General features: G+C 42.7%; 16 protein-coding genes. 10 read left to right on the forward strand and 6 right to left on the reverse strand.

Features of this window, described 5'->3' with window-relative positions:
* The first annotated feature begins 1 nt into the window (after position 1).
* The 8 genes from G399_RS0116810 to G399_RS0116855 all read left to right on the forward strand — a co-directional run bounded on the left by G399_RS0116810 (position 2) and on the right by G399_RS0116855 (position 8,401).
* Positions 2-418: a CidA/LrgA family protein gene (locus G399_RS0116810; RefSeq protein ID WP_006009603.1), complete on the forward strand. Its 417-nt coding sequence runs from the start codon at positions 2-4 to the stop codon at positions 416-418.
* Positions 419-427: 9 nt separating this feature from the next.
* Positions 428-1,159 (forward strand): LrgB family protein, encoded by a 732-nt coding sequence (locus G399_RS0116815; RefSeq protein ID WP_006009604.1) that lies wholly within the window; start codon positions 428-430, stop codon positions 1,157-1,159.
* Positions 1,160-1,353: 194 nt separating this feature from the next.
* Positions 1,354-2,340, forward strand: coding sequence for a response regulator (locus tag G399_RS0116820; protein ID WP_026843827.1), 987 nt, complete (start codon positions 1,354-1,356; stop codon positions 2,338-2,340).
* Positions 2,341-2,343: 3 nt separating this feature from the next.
* The gene (locus G399_RS0116825; RefSeq protein WP_006009607.1) at positions 2,344-2,823 is read left to right on the forward strand and encodes a PAS domain-containing protein; all 480 of its coding nucleotides are present in this window, start codon (positions 2,344-2,346) and stop codon (positions 2,821-2,823) included.
* Between the two features lie 143 nt (positions 2,824-2,966).
* The gene (locus tag G399_RS0116830) at positions 2,967-4,673 is read left to right on the forward strand and encodes an Lcl C-terminal domain-containing protein (protein WP_026843828.1); all 1,707 of its coding nucleotides are present in this window, start codon (positions 2,967-2,969) and stop codon (positions 4,671-4,673) included.
* A complete protein-coding gene (locus G399_RS0116835) occupies positions 4,670-5,212 on the forward strand; it encodes an Lcl C-terminal domain-containing protein (protein ID WP_148277363.1) in 543 nt (180 codons plus the stop codon). The genes G399_RS0116830 and G399_RS0116835 overlap by 4 nt, the downstream gene beginning before the upstream one ends.
* 707 nt (positions 5,213-5,919) lie before the next feature.
* Positions 5,920-6,678, forward strand: a complete 759-nt coding sequence (locus tag G399_RS0116850) for an SDR family NAD(P)-dependent oxidoreductase (protein ID WP_026843829.1) — start codon at positions 5,920-5,922, stop codon at positions 6,676-6,678.
* 73 nt (positions 6,679-6,751) lie between these two features.
* Positions 6,752-8,401 (forward strand): long-chain-fatty-acid--CoA ligase, encoded by a 1,650-nt coding sequence (locus tag G399_RS0116855; protein ID WP_026843830.1) that lies wholly within the window; start codon positions 6,752-6,754, stop codon positions 8,399-8,401.
* A gap of 98 nt (positions 8,402-8,499) precedes the next feature.
* On the opposite strand, the gene hemW is transcribed toward G399_RS0116855, so the two are convergent.
* Genes hemW through srmB form a run of 3 tightly spaced genes read right to left on the reverse strand, consistent with a single transcriptional unit; the run spans position 8,500 to position 11,561 of the window.
* Entirely contained in the window at positions 8,500-9,690 is a 1,191-nt protein-coding gene (gene hemW / locus G399_RS0116860; RefSeq protein ID WP_034897602.1) for a radical SAM family heme chaperone HemW, read from the reverse strand.
* Positions 9,690-10,295: an XTP/dITP diphosphatase gene (locus tag G399_RS0116865; RefSeq protein WP_006009613.1), complete on the reverse strand. Its 606-nt coding sequence runs from the start codon at positions 10,293-10,295 to the stop codon at positions 9,690-9,692. The genes hemW and G399_RS0116865 overlap by 1 nt, the downstream gene beginning before the upstream one ends.
* Positions 10,296-11,561, reverse strand: a complete 1,266-nt coding sequence (srmB, locus tag G399_RS0116870; RefSeq protein ID WP_006009614.1) for an ATP-dependent RNA helicase SrmB — start codon at positions 11,559-11,561, stop codon at positions 10,296-10,298.
* Between the two features lie 201 nt (positions 11,562-11,762).
* On the opposite strand from srmB, the gene G399_RS0116875 reads away from it, so the two are divergent.
* Positions 11,763-12,674: an ExeA family protein gene (locus G399_RS0116875; RefSeq protein ID WP_026843832.1), complete on the forward strand. Its 912-nt coding sequence runs from the start codon at positions 11,763-11,765 to the stop codon at positions 12,672-12,674.
* A complete protein-coding gene (locus tag G399_RS0116880) occupies positions 12,667-13,830 on the forward strand; it encodes a general secretion pathway protein GspB (RefSeq protein WP_006009617.1) in 1,164 nt (387 codons plus the stop codon). The genes G399_RS0116875 and G399_RS0116880 overlap by 8 nt, the downstream gene beginning before the upstream one ends.
* A 65-nt stretch (positions 13,831-13,895) precedes the next feature.
* On the opposite strand, the gene G399_RS0116885 is transcribed toward G399_RS0116880, so the two are convergent.
* The 3 genes from G399_RS0116885 to leuC form a co-directional block, all read right to left on the reverse strand.
* Positions 13,896-15,143, reverse strand: coding sequence for a cyclic di-GMP phosphodiesterase (locus tag G399_RS0116885; protein ID WP_026843833.1), 1,248 nt, complete (start codon positions 15,141-15,143; stop codon positions 13,896-13,898).
* A 160-nt stretch (positions 15,144-15,303) separates the two neighbouring features.
* Positions 15,304-15,903: a 3-isopropylmalate dehydratase small subunit gene (leuD, locus tag G399_RS0116890; RefSeq protein WP_006009620.1), complete on the reverse strand. Its 600-nt coding sequence runs from the start codon at positions 15,901-15,903 to the stop codon at positions 15,304-15,306.
* Between the two features lies 1 nt (position 15,904).
* The gene (gene leuC, locus G399_RS0116895; RefSeq protein WP_006009621.1) at positions 15,905-17,305 is read right to left on the reverse strand and encodes a 3-isopropylmalate dehydratase large subunit; all 1,401 of its coding nucleotides are present in this window, start codon (positions 17,303-17,305) and stop codon (positions 15,905-15,907) included.

Here is a 17,305-nt window from a genome sequence, read left to right on the forward strand (position 1 = left end):
TATGATTAGAACTTGGGTGCGCGGCATAGTCGGTTTCACTGCGCTTTGTTGTATTTACTTCATTTCTCTATTTTGCGTCCACTATTTTTTGATCCCATTTCCACCTGCGCTTATTGGTATCTTTATTCTGCTTATTTTCCTATTGCCGCAGCGCAAAGTACCTACTGCCCTCACTCAATCCGCTCGTCCATTACTTGCTCATATGGGGCTGTTTTTGTTACCCGCACTCATTTCTGTCTTGCTGTACGGGGACTTGTTTTTGCAACACTATATGGCATTAATTATTGCCGTTTTACTGAGCACTATAGTTAGTTTAGGTATCACTCTTTGGTTAAGCCAGCGTATTTTGTCGGGCGTACAAACGGCTGAGCAAGTGACTGCATCAATAACTAATGAGCGCAAAGACAATGGCGAATAAGGCTCACTGGTGACCTCAGCATTGCAACAAATTACTGCACAATTTTCGCCACTTTGGTCACAAGATGTTGGTTTCATGTTCGCCTGCTTATTGGGGACCCTGGGTGTGTATTTATTGAGTAGACAACTGTATTTTTGGCTGAATCAAAATCCGTTATTGCACCCGTTGACCATCAGTACACTTATTATTGGTTTTAGCTTACACTTTGCTGCTATTGACGTGATTGAGTTTAAACTCGGTATAACTTTGTTTGAGCTGTTGTTAGGGCCTGCGACTGTGGCCTTAGCCGTGCCTCTTTATAATCAATTGCCCGTACTGAGACAACTCGGATTCAGAGTGTTAGCGCCTATTCTGATCGGTGGGAGTCTAGCGCCCACTATTGCGTGGTTATCTGTTTATGTATTAGACACCCCATTGCAACTACAAATGACCATACTGGTAAAGTCTATCACCACCCCATTAGCAATGGGGACAGCCGACCTAATTGGTGGCACACCAGCACTTGCTGCGGTTATTGTTATATTAACGGGTATTGTTGGTGCGACCTTTGGACCTTGGTTAATTATGCTCACTAAAACTGATTCTGAATATGCACAAGGGCTAGCACTTGGCTCAGTGGCTCACGTTGTTGGCACATCCAAAGCCCTCAGTATTAGTGAAACCTGTGGCGCTTTTGCTACTCTAGGCTTGTGCCTCAATGGCATATTCACGGCGTTGTTGTTACCCATTTTATTTGCATAGAAAGGCAATGTGAGTCTTGGACGATTTTTAAAATGAAATCATTTATTGTTTACTGTTCTTTGTTATCGTTAGTCGTTTTGCAAGCTACGCTAAAGAATTCTGTCGCTAAGCCGTTATAAAGACTGGGCGAGAAGCTAGAAAACGCCAACATAATTTTATTCGTCTTTTAACCTTCACTTTTGCTGGGCCTATACATGATTTCAGTCCTAATATGTGATGACTCTCTTGTAGCACGAAAGCAAGTTGCAAAGTGTTTGCCGCAAGATTGGGATGTGGCTATCTATTTTGCTAAAAATGGCGAAGAAGCGATAGCCGCGCTAGTTGAAGGCAAAGGTCAGATATTATTACTCGATCTCAATATGCCTGTTATGGACGGCTACGAAACGTTAAAAGCAATTCAAAAGCAGCAGTTATTAACTAAAACCATTGTCGTGTCCGGCGATATTCAACCAGAGGCAAAAGCCCGAGTGTTGGCCCTAGGCGCCGTCGATTTTATTCAAAAACCTGTTAGTTCAGGTGATCTTGCGGCAGTATTGCGCAAACATAATGTGCTCGCACTAGGCGAAGAATTTACTACTCAAGGGCTAGATGAGGCACTGCGTGATTGTTACCAAGAAGTCACTAACGTCGCAATGGGACAGGCGGGTGATCATCTTGCCAGAATAATGAATGTTTTCGTTAAGCTACCTATTCCCAATGTGAATTTAATTGAAGTTTCCGAATTACACATGATGTTGTCTGATATCGAATTACACGAACAAACTTCTGGTGTATGCCAAGGATTTCTTGGTGATGGAATAAGTGGCGAAGCACTTTGTATATTAAGTGACTCTAGTTTTGGTGATGTTGCTAAAATTCTAAATATTAAAGAAGATGTTGACGATCAATTACAACTCGAAATACTGATGGATGTTGCCAGTATCCTCATTGGCTCCTGTCTGGCTGGTTTCGCCAAACAGCTAGATATGCAATTTAGGCAAGGCCATCCCGTTGTTTTAGGGCAACATCAGAGTGTTGAAGATCTGATCAAAGCGAATAAAGGCAATTGGCGAAAAACCCTCGCTATAGAACTTAGCTATGGTTTGGAAGGATACAATGTGCAGTGTGATTTAATCTTATTGTTCACTGAAGATTCGTTAGAAACGTTGAATTCAAAATTAGCCCACTGGTTAGAGGATTAAACCATGAGTAACAGTGCACTTGACGAGATAATTGAATTTCATTGGATGATGGATATGTTGCAAACAGTCGATGTGGGCATTGTCGTTCTCAATAGTAATTTTGAAATCAAGGTGTGGAATGGCTTTATGGAAGCGCACAGCGGAATGCTGCCAAGTGATGTGAGAGGCAAAACGCTTTTCTCACTGTTTCCTTATATTTCTGAAGAATGGTTTAAGCGTAAAGTAAAAGCGGTGTTCGAACTGCGCATACGCGCTTTTGTAACATGGGAACAGCGTCCTTATTTATTTAAGTTCAGAAATTTTCGTCCTATTACCGGTACTGAGTTGTTTATGTACCAGAATATTTCATTTTCTGCATTAGTGTCTGCTACCGGCGAGGTTGATCACGTTTGTATGATGGTTTATGACATGACAGATGCGGCGTCCGCTAAAAAGCAGCTACTTGCTTTGCAAGTGCAACAAAACGAAATGCAACAAAACTAAATTCAACAAAACAATCAGCTAAGTAAATAGCACTTTTTCAGTCACATTGTTTTGTTGGTCTAATCCTTGCTGTTCTCTTATCATTATTTCCTAGCTTAGCGTCGATTGGTGCGCATAGGCTAAACAATTTCTGGTATTAAGTGATGAATTATTGGTCTAAATATGTCGTTTTTTTCATAGCTGTGTGCGCTATTGCGGCTTGCGGTGGTGGTGATGCTGTGCGACCTAAAACACCGAATGTGTTAGTTAATGCAGGGCAAAATATAGAGGTTAACGAACAGGTAACTGTCACCGTAGATGGCATTGCCACAAGTACTGCTGGTGGTATTACCTATGTTTGGACTGCCACGCCAACCTTAACCTTCGAGCAATCAGACGCATCGGCGACATCTGCGATTTCGCTCATAGTGGTACCTAGCGTCACGCAGGTAACCGATTATATACTCACACTAACCGCGACCGATAGTAATGGCACGACCGGAACGGACAGTATTACAATGCGGGTAAACCCAGTGAATGTGGTCCCTACAGCCATCATACTGGCTTCTAGCATAGACCTTTATGAAATTAATACCTACCCAATATTAACGACGGTAACGCTTGATGGTAGCAGCAGCAATGACGCTGATCCGCAAACCTCAACCGCACCAATATCTGCCTATCTTTGGCAACAAATTGCCGGTCCTGATGTGCTCACAGGACGGATTTTAACGGCGGCAAGTTTGAGTTTTCAAACGCCTGTGCTTACGCAACCTGCCGACATTACTATTCGATTGCAGGTCACAGATCAAGAAGGAGCAATCGCAAGCGTAGATAAAATACTTAGTTTGTTAAGTGAATCTGACACTATTCCTGAGTTATCTATCGGTCCAGTTCAAACCGTCTTTTCTGGTGAACTATTATTGCTAAGTGGCAAAGCTTCTAGCATCGCCAGCGGTGCTGATCCATTTTCAGCATTGTGGTCGTCTAATTCTTTGCTAGCGCCCATTATTGGTGATCCCAATTCGATGAAAACGTTCAGCATTGCGCCCTTAGTGTTGCAACAAACAGAAATTATTTATCAACTTTCAATCACAGATAATTACGGAAATCAACGGACCAAAATGCAAACCATGTTGGTTGAACCACAAACTCAAACTACGTTGAACGATACGGGTGTTAGCTTAAATGCCAGCAACAATGAAAATCTGGCGACTTATCAAGGCGAGTTTGCCGGTCAGGATGCCCACAATGGGTATGATCGCATGGCCAGTAGTGGTTTTTCAGACAAAGCGGGTAGGGGGGAGCTCGGATTTGATTTTACGCGATTAAACCAAAATGGTGACGAAGTTGATCAAGATACAAACGATTGGAGTTGTGTTCGTGACAATATTACCGGTTTGATTTGGGAAAATAAGACCGATATTACGGATGATGTACACGCTGCTGAGCAGCTCTTTACGTGGTATTCATTTGTCGATAATGGGGGCTTCGCCGGTGATTTTAATACCGGTAGTAGCGCTTGTAATCTTGCTTCAGGTAATTGCAATACACAAGCCTTTGTAGAAGCTGCAAACACACAAGGCTTGTGTGGCTTTTTTGATTGGCGATTACCTAGTCACGATGAGCTCCTATCGCTTGTTCATTTTGGCAAGTTACAGCCGCCATTAATTGAAAGCGAATACTTTCCTCACATGGGAACAACTATCCCTGACTCTGCGTTGTGGTATTGGACCTACATGCCCAATGTTGATGGTGTGAATGAGAGTGGTTCGCAAAGTGCTTGGGCACTTGACTTTGACACCGGGGTGGATAATTTTATTAATAAATCAACGCAAGCGCGAATTAAGTTAGTGAGGGCTGGACGATGATCAAGAATGTAATGCTTAATACTGCACTACTTTGCGTTGTTGGGTTTGTTAGTGCGGTGAATGCGCAGCAATTCTGCCTGTCGACAGCGCCTATAAGTGCGCCAGAGGAAAACTTCTTGACGCTTGACAATGGGCAATTGCTACATTTAAGCACCAATTTAATCTGGATGCGCTGTGCGATAGGGCAAGAATGGGTTGGCGAAAGCTGCACTGGTGAGGCTGAGCCTTACACTTGGAAGCAGGCTTTAGAGTTGAGTGTTGGTTATCAATTTAATGCTTCTAGCAATTGGCGTCTGCCCAATATTAAAGAGCTGAGCTCGATTACAGAGCGCTCATGCACGAGGCCTTCTATCAACACTGACTTGTTTCCGGCCACTCCTCCTGACGATTTTTGGACGTCAACACCCTCTTTGACAGATGCAGAGCGAGCCTGGGTTGTGGCATTTTTTAATAGCAGTAATTCTATTAAAGAGAAAAGCAGAACGGTGTTTGTTAGATTAGTCAGAACCGCCTTACCTGCTGAGCGAGATATAGACTAGGATTAAATTAAATATAATGTTGGACCGTTTCGTCATTAATGACTATCTAGACAGCTAGTTTAGTGCCAATCTAGTCATCGAACCTTTAATTTAGTCTGTATTTACTAGCACAAATAAGCGCCCGATATAGTCATACGCCCTTTAATTAAGAGGCTATTCTGCGTCTCGACTTTTGTTTTGAAGCTGACCGTCAGATTTTTTATAAATATGAGTCCTTCAAGTTATTTTCACAGATGTTAGATATGCCAAAGATAGACATTGTAAAGGTTGAAAGTTCAGTACAACGTCACCGGCAAGCTGATGTTAAAGCCGTCGAAGCGCAGGTTATTGCGTCAAAATAGCAGTAACTTCCCCTAGCCCCTGTTCAAATCATTCTAAGTTAGTAATTTTATCCTGCAAAATAAACACAGACTAATCAGCTCAAGAGAGCTAAATACCGTGTCTATTCACTAAATAGATAATCCCGCATTAGTTTGAGCAAGTTGACTTTTCACATCACTTTTGGTGTTCTATATAACAATTAGTTTACATTAATACTGCATGGTGAACCAAGTTGGTCATATTTATATCGCAAATTTTTTTGCAAGAGGATCAAGGTCAACAACTAGCTGAAGTATTACTCACCTTTATGAATGCTAACCCCTTATAGACAGCCTTTATAAATGCCGCGTTTAAATTTGTAGTTAAAGAAGAACAGGAACAATTTGATGGATGAATTACTAGATTTTACTGGAAAAGTAGAATTGATAACCGGAGCTGGTGGCGGTTTTGGTCGTTTGTTAGCGCAAGGACTAGCCAAACGCGGATGTAAATTGGTGATAAGTGATATCAATCAACAAAACTTAGATGAGACATTCGCCTCATTGCCAGACCAAGACAACGCAATCTCGATGTTATGTGATGTTTCCAAAGAACAAGATTGTAAAAACATGGTCGATAGTGCCTTACAGAAATTTGGCAAAGTGGATATTGGTGTCAACAATGCTGGCATAGCTCACGCTATGACACCCTTACATAAATTGACTGCAGAGACTATGCACAGTCAGTTTAACGTCAATGTAAATGGTGTACTTTTTGGTATGAAATATCAAATTGAAGCGATGCTTAAACAAGGCGAAGGACACGTGCTTAATATCAGTTCTCTAGCGGGTTTAGGCGGAGCACCAAAAGGCGGAGCTTATGCTGCAGCCAAACATGCAGTAGTAGGCTTGACCAGAACAGCCGCTGTGGAATATGCCAGAAAAGGCGTGCGTTGCAATGCCATTTGTCCCTTCTACAGTCCGACCGCTATTTTAGGTGAATTTGCGTCAGAAGAGGGACAAGCACAATTAGCCAGAGGCACACCGATGAAACGCTTGTCAAAACCACAGGAAGTAGTTAACGCCATGCTACTGATTTTGTCTCCGGGTAATTCGTATATGACCGGACAAACTATCGCAATTGATGGTGGTGTGACTGCTTGGTAGCAGCTTTAAATAAAAAGCGACGTGCTAGGCAAATATGATAAATGGACGTAACACATAATTTACAGGAAAAAATATGCAAGCTTTGATGATGAATTCCCAGTTAATGATCTCCTCAATACTTAGACATGCGGATAAGAACTTTCCGGACTCGGAGATTGTTTCTGTCACTGCAGATAACCCAAGACATAGACATACTTACAAAGATTTCGCCAATCGTAGCCGTCAGTTGGCCAATGCTTTAGTTGAGCTAGGTGCTAAATTTGGTGATCGTATTGGTACTTTAGCGTGGAATGACTATCGCCACCTTGAACTTTATTATGGCGTATCAGGCAGTGGCATGGTTTGTCATACGATCAATCCTAAATTATTCCCGGAGCAGGTGAACTACATTATCAATCATGCAGAAGACCGATTTATTTTTGTGGATTTATTAGTCGTACCTTTACTCGAAGCACTAAAAGATCATCTTCCCATGGTTGAGGGTTACATTATTTTAACCGATGAAGCCCATATGCCTAATACAACCTTACCTAACGCCATGTGTTATGAAACACTTTTAAGTAAACAGTCCACCGCCTTCGATTGGCCTGAGTTTGACGAAAATACGGCCAGCGCCATGTGTTATACCTCAGGCACCACGGGTAACCCAAAAGGAGTGGTATATAGTCATCGTTCTACCTTGTTGCATGCGATATGCGGCAGCATGCCCGATGCAGTGGCTGCGTCGTATAAAGAAACCACTCTTCCTATAGTGCCTATGTTCCATGTAAATGCTTGGGGATCACCTTATGCTTCATTAATGGCGGGCTCTAAAATGGTCATGCCGGGGCCCAAAATGGCCGATGGAGAAGCACTACAAAACTTGATTGAAACCGAGAAAGTTACGTTTAGTTCCGGTGTACCTACTATTTGGCTTGGATTACTTGATTATTTAGAAAAAACAGGCAAAACCATACCCACAATGACTCGTGTTAGTGTGGGTGGTGCTGCTTGTCCTAGAACGATTATCGAACGCTTTAAACAGCAACACGACATTGAGGTTGTGCAAGGTTGGGGCATGACCGAAACCAGCCCGCTGGGTACTATATTTTGCAAAAAAGCAGGTATGGAAGAGTTAACGCAGGACGAATTGTTCGATCTACAATGCATGCAAGGTCGGGGTGTATTTGGTATTGAAATGCGTATTGTGGACGAAAAAAATCAGGAATTACCATGGGATGGCGTTGCCTTTGGGGCCCTTAAAGTTAAAGGTCCTTGGGTAGCAAGTGGTTACTACGGTCTATCTAAAGTACCCGGTTCAGAAGGTTGCCCAGTGGATGAACTTGGCTGGTTTGATACGGGTGATGTCGCTACTATTAACCCGCAAGGTTATATGCGAATTACCGATCGCACTAAAGATGTTATAAAAACCGGCGGTGAATGGGTCAGTTCAATAGAGATTGAAAATGCGGCCGTGAGTCATCCAGATGTAGCCGAAGCAGCAGCCATTGGACGTTATCATCCTAAATGGACAGAGCGTCCACTACTAGTAGTCGTGCGTAAAGCAGATAAAAGCGTATCAAGTGAACAAATAATAACGTTTTTACAAAGTAAACTTCACAAGCTATCAATGCCAGACGACATTGTGTTTGTCGACGAATTACCTCATACAGCGACAGGAAAACTTAATAAGCTAGCGTTGAGAAAAACCCTAGAAAATTATCAGTTTCCCGCGCAGGCATAAGCACTATTTAGTTTAAAAAAGGCGCTCAAGCGCCTTTTTTTGTCTGCTCAAATTTGCACTACTCTCATTGCTTACACACATAAATTATATCCAATGATTTATACAAACAAATCTAATAAGCTATTCAGATAACGCTTGCCGGTCGCAGTAAGCTGCCACTCTTGGTAATTACTGCTAATCAGTTTCATGGTTTGGGCTTTTTCTAAGTGTTTTAATTCAATGTTGGTTAATTCTCGCCCCGTATTTTTTGCAAACTGTGCTTTGGGGCAAGCTTCCATGATCCGAAACCGATTCATAAAAAACTCAAATGCAAGATCGTCACTTTCAACTTGGCTTACTTTGTCCATATAAGCGCGAGTGAAATCCATATAGCCTTTCGGATGCTTAACCTTTACGGTGCGCATGATGGTATGTGCGGGTAATGCTGGTGTGCTGGGAGGCATCGTTATTTTGCCATGTGCACCGCAACCAATACCAAGATAGTCACCATAACGCCAATAGTTGAGATTATGCTGGCACTGTTGACCCTGTTTTGCATAGGCTGATATTTCATATTGCTCATAGCCCGCTTCAGTCAGCAGTTGATGACCACGTTCTTGAATTTCCCATAGAATATCGTCATCAGGCAGTGTCGGCGGTTTTGAATAAAACGCGGTGTTGGGCTCAATAGTGAGTTGGTACCATGATAAATGAGGTGGTGCTAGTGCAATGGCTTCTCGTAAATCTAGCATGGCATCTGCAACATTCTGGTTTGGTAGGCCATGCATTAAATCTAAATTAAAGCTACGCAATCCTAAGCGTTTCGCCAGTTCAACAGCGGCTCTAGCTTGCACTGGATCGTGGATACGACCGAGTGCTTTTAAGTGCTGCTCATCAAAACTTTGAACACCAATTGAAATGCGGTTAATGCCGGCTTTTTCAAAACCAATAAATTTGTCGGCTTCAACTGTACCTGGGTTCGCCTCCATTGTAATTTCTGCACTGGCGGCTAATGGAATTCGTGCTGCAATCCCATCCAACAGTCTCTGCATACCAGCAACAGACAATAAACTCGGTGTGCCACCGCCAATAAAAATGCTCGACACTTCACGTAGTTGTCCATTGTTGGTAATGAGTGGAAGGTCTTCCATTAAGTCGTCCAATACATGACTAATATATTCAGACTCGGGTAGGCCGCCTTTCAAATTGTGTGAGTTGAAATCGCAATAGGGGCACTTCTGCACACACCAAGGTATGTGCACATATAAACTCAGGGGAGGTAAGCTTGTTGTGTTTGCGTGTTCCTGGATCAACGGGTCAATACTACCTTCATGCGCTGCATTAATTGCACCAGCGCTTTACCGCGATGGCTAATCCTATTTTTAGTGTTTTTATCTAGTTCAGCCGCACTGCAGTTTTGCTCGGGCACCCAAAAGACAGGATCATAACCAAAGCCACCATCACCATGGCGTGTTGTACTAATTTCGCCATGCCATTCACCCTGACATATTATCGGGGTAGGGTCGAGCTCATGCTGCATAAATACGAGTACGCATAAAAAGCGAGCTTTGCGGTTGTCAGTTTCGTTTGCTAATGCGCCTAAGAGTTTATCGACATTATCATTGTCATTCGCACTTTTGCCAGCATAGCGAGCCGAATAAATACCCGGAGCACCACCGAGAGCATCTACTGCTAAGCCGCTATCGTCTGCAATAGCTGGTAACCCTGTCACTTTTGCGGCATTCCGAGCTTTAATAATTGCATTTTCAACAAACGTGGTACCCGTTTCAGGTACTTCCTCGACATTAAACTCAGATTGCGGTGATACTTTAATTGAAAAACCATCGAACAGAGTTGAAAACTCGGCCACTTTGCCTTTATTGCCTGTCGCTAAGACGATTTGTTTTATACTCATTTACGCCTCTTTTGATTTGGGTGATGATGGTCTAGTTGTTTTCTTCTTAAACTTGCCCTTGGCTTTGACCTTTTTGCCTTTTCCTTTTCCGGGTGTTTTGACTTTTTGTTTTCTGATTACTTTTGGCGCTTTATTGTTTGGGCGCAAGCCTTCAATGACTCTCGCTTTAAAGGGCTCTTTGGTGTAACGCTCTACCTTGCCTATTTTCTCAAAGTCATGCGCTTCAACAATCGAAATTGCGGTGCCTTTTGCGCCAGCGCGTCCAGTGCGTCCAATACGATGTACGTAAAGATCTGAGCCTCTTGGCATGTCAAAGTTAATAACGTGGCTTATGTCTTGAACATCAATACCTCTGGCAGCAACGTCGGTCGCAATAAGAATTTTTACGTCACCTGCTTTGAAACTGGCTAATGCAGAATTACGCTTATCTTGGGGCATTTCACCTTGCAAGTAGGTCACGCTAAAATCTTGGCTAAATAAAAAATCTTTGAGATTGTGCAAACGCTGGCGTGTTTTAACGAACACAATACACGACTCAATAGTGTTACGCAGATGATGAACCAATATCGCATTTTTATGGTTTAAATCGTCAGCCAAGTGGTACCACTGAATAATTTTATTCTTTTCTTTTCTGGAAGGATCGGCGGAAAGTGTTACTGGATCTTTCAACAGTTCCTGTGCGAAATTACGCACGCCTTTTCCTTCCAGCGTTGCAGAAAACAACATACTTTGCTTTCGCCACCTAGCTTCACCTGCAATTTGATGCACGATTGAAGAAAAGCCCATGTCCAACATGCGGTCCGCCTCATCTAAAATAAGCGATTCGATGTCACGACAGTCAAAACTTTCTTGTTCAATATGCTCAAATAACCGGCCAGGTGTAGCGACTAAAATATCGCAATGGCCAGCAAGTGTCTCACGATCGGTGCCGTAGTTGATGCCACCAGTAATCACGCCACAGGTTAAATGTGTGTATTTCGTAATTGCTTTTGCTTGTTCAAATACCTGATTAGCCAGCTCTCTTGTAGGAACCAGTATAAGTACTCTTGTCGAGCTATCGTCCTTACGTGGGTGATCGAGTAAATATTGGCAAACTGGTAGCAAAAATGCGGCTGTTTTCCCTGTGCCCGTTGGGGCGTCTGCAAGTATGTCTTTACCTTCCATTGCATGTGGAATAACCAAAGACTGAATGCTGGTTGGGCGTTCATAGCCCATGTCGTTTATGGCTCTGCAGAGCTCGTCGTCTAAATCTAATTGATCAAACATGAATGACTTTGTTTTGTTTGTATTTGCGCATATTCTACCTTAAATCGGTGATAACGAGTATGCTTGTTTTAACTCAATCAGGTATTTTCTCAACTTGGCACTAATACCTCATTGCACACTGTAATCTAGCCCCTTTTACATTGACTTAAATAGTGATAATCGATAGGTTATCTATATAACAATCATGACAGTGCAGATAACGTGTATTTAAGCTATTTTGGGTTAACGGACAACCCCTTTTCAATTGCTCCAAATCCTGATTACTTATTCATGAGCCCTCGGCATCGAGAAGCTCTGGCGCATTTAACGTTTGGTTTGAAGGAGTCAGGCGGCTTTGTGATGCTGACGGGAGAAGTAGGAACAGGCAAAACCACAGTGTCTCGCAAACTGTTGCAAGATTTATCCGATGACACGCAAACAGCGGTTATATTAAACCCAACCTTGTCAGCCATAGAATTACTGGCGACGGTTTGTGACGAGCTCGGTATTAGGTATGATACGAACACCAGCTCGCTCAAAGTATTTACTGATAAAATTTTAAATAAATTGGCTGATAATCACGCTAGTGGCATCAATACCGTACTTATTATTGACGAAGCTCAGCATTTAATGCCAGAAGTCCTCGAACAATTGCGTTTGTTAACCAATTTAGAAACGACTCGAGAAAAGCTCTTGCAAGTTGTTTTAATCGGTCAACCTGAGTTGCAACAACTATTGCGTCGAAATGAACTTAGACAACTGGCTCAGCGAGTAACTGCGCGCTATCACCTACTGCCCTTAACTAAGGCTGAAGTTGTATTGTACGTGGCTCACCGACTGCAGGTTGCAAGTGGCAATTCTAGTATTTTTACTTCAACGGCCTTAAGTAGCTTGTTTCAAATCAGTGGTGGTATTCCTCGGGTTATTAATTTGTTATGTGATCGCGCAATGACGCTCGCTTATACGTTACAAAAACCGCTTATTACACATCAACTCGTGGTTGGTGCTAGCTATCAAGTATTAGGCGACGACATTGTTCAACAATGTCAAAAAGAGCTGTGGAAACGGATCTTTGTAGGTAGCTTTGTTACTTCCATCATTCTAGGTTTGGTTGTGGGAGGCTTGTATGCTTAAACTATTTAAGGTGGCCGAGTTGCAGCCAGGTATGTTAGTCAGCAAAGTGATTAGTCAAGATGGCCCGGTTAAAATCCGAAAAGTAGGGATGATCCGCAGTCTTGAAATGATCAAGGGCTTAACTAACATGGGTGTGACTGAAGTTGAAGTCGACTTGAGTCAGAGTTTAGGCTTGCTTGATACAACATTAATGGACATAGAAGTTGAAGCTGAGGAAGTGGTCGCTAAATTAACTCCAACACAGCAACTGCTGCAAAATGAAAGGCGGTCTGCTAAGGTCAACAATGAGGGTAGTCCGCAATATCATCGTTCGTTATTTATGCCTTCTATGGATACCTTACCCTCGTCTTGGGATTTGTATGGCAAGAATATGTCGTTGCTGTTGCTGCTAGTGGTTGGCGGTGTTTGTGTCGGTTGGAACATCGCTTCCATTCCTCAATGGTTAACATTGTATAAAGATAAAGACTATGTGGTTATTGATTATCAACCAGTAAACACGCTTCGAAAACCACGGGATGCCAGTGCCGGTAATGATAACGGCACGGCAACGATGAATCAGCAGAGCAGCAATACCTCAAACGAAGAAGCCACGGTATTAAAAAGTAACGTTGATAATGATAATGCCGAGGGCAGTTCTCAAATTGCAAATTCATCGCGGTCAGAGCAAACAAATGAGCTAGCAGAGCAAGAAGCAGAACCTATCGTATTAGGTTACTTACCGAGCGGTAATAACAGTCAAAAAATACTAGATAGCATGAATAGAAAACAGGCTGAAAGCGCGTTAATTGATCCCAATGGAACTCAAACCGACCCGAATGTATCTGCGGCGTTATTAAGAAAAATAAATAAAGCGATTGCTGATTTGGATAACAATGCAGATGTGGCCCCGGCTAATCCGTTGGCCTCTCGTTATGATGATTTGCCAAGAGTTGACCAGCTCTCTGTTGCTATTCAAACACAAATTCCAACAATGGCATTCAGCGCTCACATGTACTCCTCGAATAGGCAGGAACGTTGGGTTAGAGTTAATGGCAGACGCCTAGTCGAAGGCGACTTTATTGCACAAGACTTGCAGTTAGTAAATATAGAACCACAAAAGGTCATTTTGTCTTTTAAAAATGAGGTGTTTACGATGAACGCCTTATCCGACTGGTAGGTAAACAAGCACGCGCAAAGTTATCACAAACGATGCAATTGCTTGCACAAAATAAATCGTTTGCGCTACTGTGGTAGAAAAACACTCTTAAAAAACTTGTCTAAATTCATACTAAATTCTTCTGGTCTAACGCCGGTTAAAATATAGTCATCAGATTGGTTCAAATCGACTCGATGAACTGCCGTATGCAGTTGTTTTTGCATACTATAAAAAATCATGACTATTGGGTTGAGTGGCTGTTTACTGTTGCGTTGACTTACGATACCTAACTGTTGGCTCTGTAGTTGCACTAATGACCCTACTGGATGCAGTCCAATAGCATTTATAAACTCATTCACCAAGTCACTATCCAGCGTTTCATCGCTCTCTAATTGATGCAGTGCCGCAGTAGCAGTAACCGATCGTTGATGATGGCGGTTCGAAATCATTGCGTCATAGCAGTCGACAATCGCTGCCATTTGAGAATACACACTGATCTCGGAAAGTGTTTTGGCTTTGGGGTACCCGCTTCCATCAACACGTTCATGGTGATTTGCAATAACATCAAGCACGATAGGCTGTGCATCACTGAAGCGCTCGACTATTTCGATCCCAATATCGACATGACTTCTCAACATAGCCCAGTCGGTCTCATTCAGTTCGGTGCTTTTGTCTACTAGATCTTGGGGCAGGGATGCCATGCCTATATCCATTAGCAAGCCAGCCAGGGTCAAATCTTCAATTTCGGCTTTCGACATTCCTTTTGAACTAGCAAACATAGTCAGTAATATGGCACAGTTAATAGCATGCTCTGCTAAATATTCATTAGAGTCTTTTAGCATCAGTAGACAGGATAATGCATCAACGTTATCAAATACCGAATCAATAATGTCTTGCGATAGCTTACTCAAATGCTCAATGTTGGGTGTTGAACCGGAGCGTAAGGTAGCCACAAAGTCTTTTTGTACATTTTTTGCCTGTATGTATAATTTATCAGCGTCCACTAACGCTTCTTGATGTTGCCCAGCATTCACAATACTGGTTAGTTTTGACTCCTTTACTGGCGAGGCGGTTGTCGCGCTTGACCAAACGTTGTTGGCGCTTGACATATAATGTTCAGGATTGGCCGATCGAGCCGCAAGATCATGTTCCACTATTCTACTTTTATCAAAGTCGACTTCAATTTCCAATATCCCTTTGCTTTTAAGGGAATCTAAAATAGTAGTGGTTTTTATTAACCCTTTAGTTTTTATGCGGACGTTGCCTTTTTGCTTGACTACGTTCTCAACATACATGCCTATAGTTAGTTCGGAAATGGAGATAGTTTTAATCATATATCTATTATCGGATCGCTAATATCAGTAATGTAATCGATTTGTTAACGTTTAGCTATAACCTATACTGCTAAATTTATTACTACCGCAAACGACGGGCCTTTTGCGGCATATCTAAGTTTATATATTGGTATGAAATTCATACAATGTGCGTGGATTATTATAACCAAGCGGCGCGGTTTTTCTCGAATGCGCTGATACTTTCGTCGAAATCGAGGGTTTGCCCAATCGCATCTAAGCCCTTGATCATATTTTGCTTGTGATGCTGTGCAATCTCAAATTTATAGCTGCTTTCACCTACCCTTACCGTTTGATTTGGCAGATCGATATGAAAAATCACGTCTGGGTTACTGGCAACATGCTCAAACAAATCGTCCATTATGTTGCTTGAAAGTGCAATTGGCAGAAGTTGATTATTAATACAGTTGCTGTAAAAAATATCCGCTAAACTGGTCGCAATAATGCACCCGAAACCGAAATCAGCGAGCGCCCAAGGAGCGTGTTCGCGGCTTGAGCCACAGCCAAAGTTCTCACGTGACAATAGTACTTTTGCACCCTTATGCTTCTCTTGAGTCAGGGTAAACTCTGGGTTTAATTCTTGCTCATGTAAGTCTAAATAGCGCCAGTCATGAAATAGGTGTTTACCATAGCCTGAGCGGGTGACGCCTGTTAAAAATTGCTTAGGGATTATTTGGTCGGTATCGATATTGGCTTGGTCTAATGGTGCGGCCTTGCCGGTTAATTCAGTAAATCCTGTCATCCTATTCTCCAAACTGTCTTGAATCAGCAAAACTGCCAGTTAACGCTGCCGCAACCGCCATTTCAGGACTCACCAAATGGGTTCTTGAACCACGACCTTGGCGACCCTCAAAATTTCGGTTACTGGTAGATGCGCAGCGGTCACCCGGTTGCAGAACATCGTCATTCATGCCTAAACACATAGAACAACCCGGTAATCTCCACTCAAAACCGGCTGCTTTAAAAATAACATCCAATGCCTCTTTTTCTGCTTGTTCTTTGACTGCCACAGAGCCTGGAACAACAATAGCGGTAATGTGACTTTTCACTTTACCTGAGGCCGCGACTTTTGCAGCGGCTCTTAAATCTTCGATGCGGCTGTTGGTACAAGAACCAATAAAGACATGAGATACTTTAACGTTATCCCAAGTTTGTCCAGCTTCAAGGCCCATGTATTTGAGTGCTTTAACGGCTGACTCTTTTTCGATTGGGTCGTCAAAATCATCAGGCGAGGGGATCGCTTGGTTAATTCCAATGACTTGCCCCGGGTTAGTTCCCCAAGTGATTTGTGGTTGAATATCTTTGGCTTGCAAGGTCACAACCGTATCGAATATAGCATCCGAATCTGTGGTTAATGACTGCCAGTAACTAACGGCATCATCCCAATGCTCTTTGCTTGGAGCAAAGTCTTTCTCTTTTAGATAATCGATGGTTTTTTGGTCAGGTGAAATTAAGCCTGCCTTCGCACCAGCTTCAATGCTCATATTACAGATGGTCATGCGTTGTTCCATCGACAATTCGCTAATCGCTTCGCCACAATATTCAATCACATAGCCAGTTGCGCCAGCGTGACCAATTTTCCCTATAATTGCCAATATAATATCTTTTGCTGTAACGCCAATCGGTAACTTGCCAGCAACCTCAATCTTCATACTCTTAGCTTTGCTTTGTTTCAATGTTTGAGTGGCTAATACATGCTCAACTTGCGACGTACCTATGCCAAATGCTAGCGCGCCAAAGGCACCGTGTGTAGCCGTATGGCTATCGCCACAAACTACTGTCATACCAGGATGAATGAGGCCAAGTTGCGGGCCAATGACATGCACAATTCCCTGGTTTTTGTGACCAACTGGATAAAGTTGGATGTTGTGTGCTGCACAATTATCTGCCAACGTTTGTAGTTGTAGTTTATTTTGCGGACCACACGCATCAAGCGCCAAAGAACGTGTAGATATACTGTGGTCCATAGTGCCAAAAGTAAGGTCAGGCCGCCGCACTTTGCGATTATTTTCATTCAAACCAGCAAAGGCTTGTGGTGTTGTCACTTCGTGAATGAGATGACGATCAATGTACAATAAGGTGTCTTCACCTAGTTGCTCTACGATGTGTGCGTTCCACACTTTGTCATAAATGGTTTGAGCCAT

The organism is Brumicola pallidula DSM 14239 = ACAM 615, assembly GCF_000428905.1.
Taxonomy (GTDB): Bacteria; Pseudomonadota; Gammaproteobacteria; order Enterobacterales; family Alteromonadaceae; genus Glaciecola; species Glaciecola pallidula.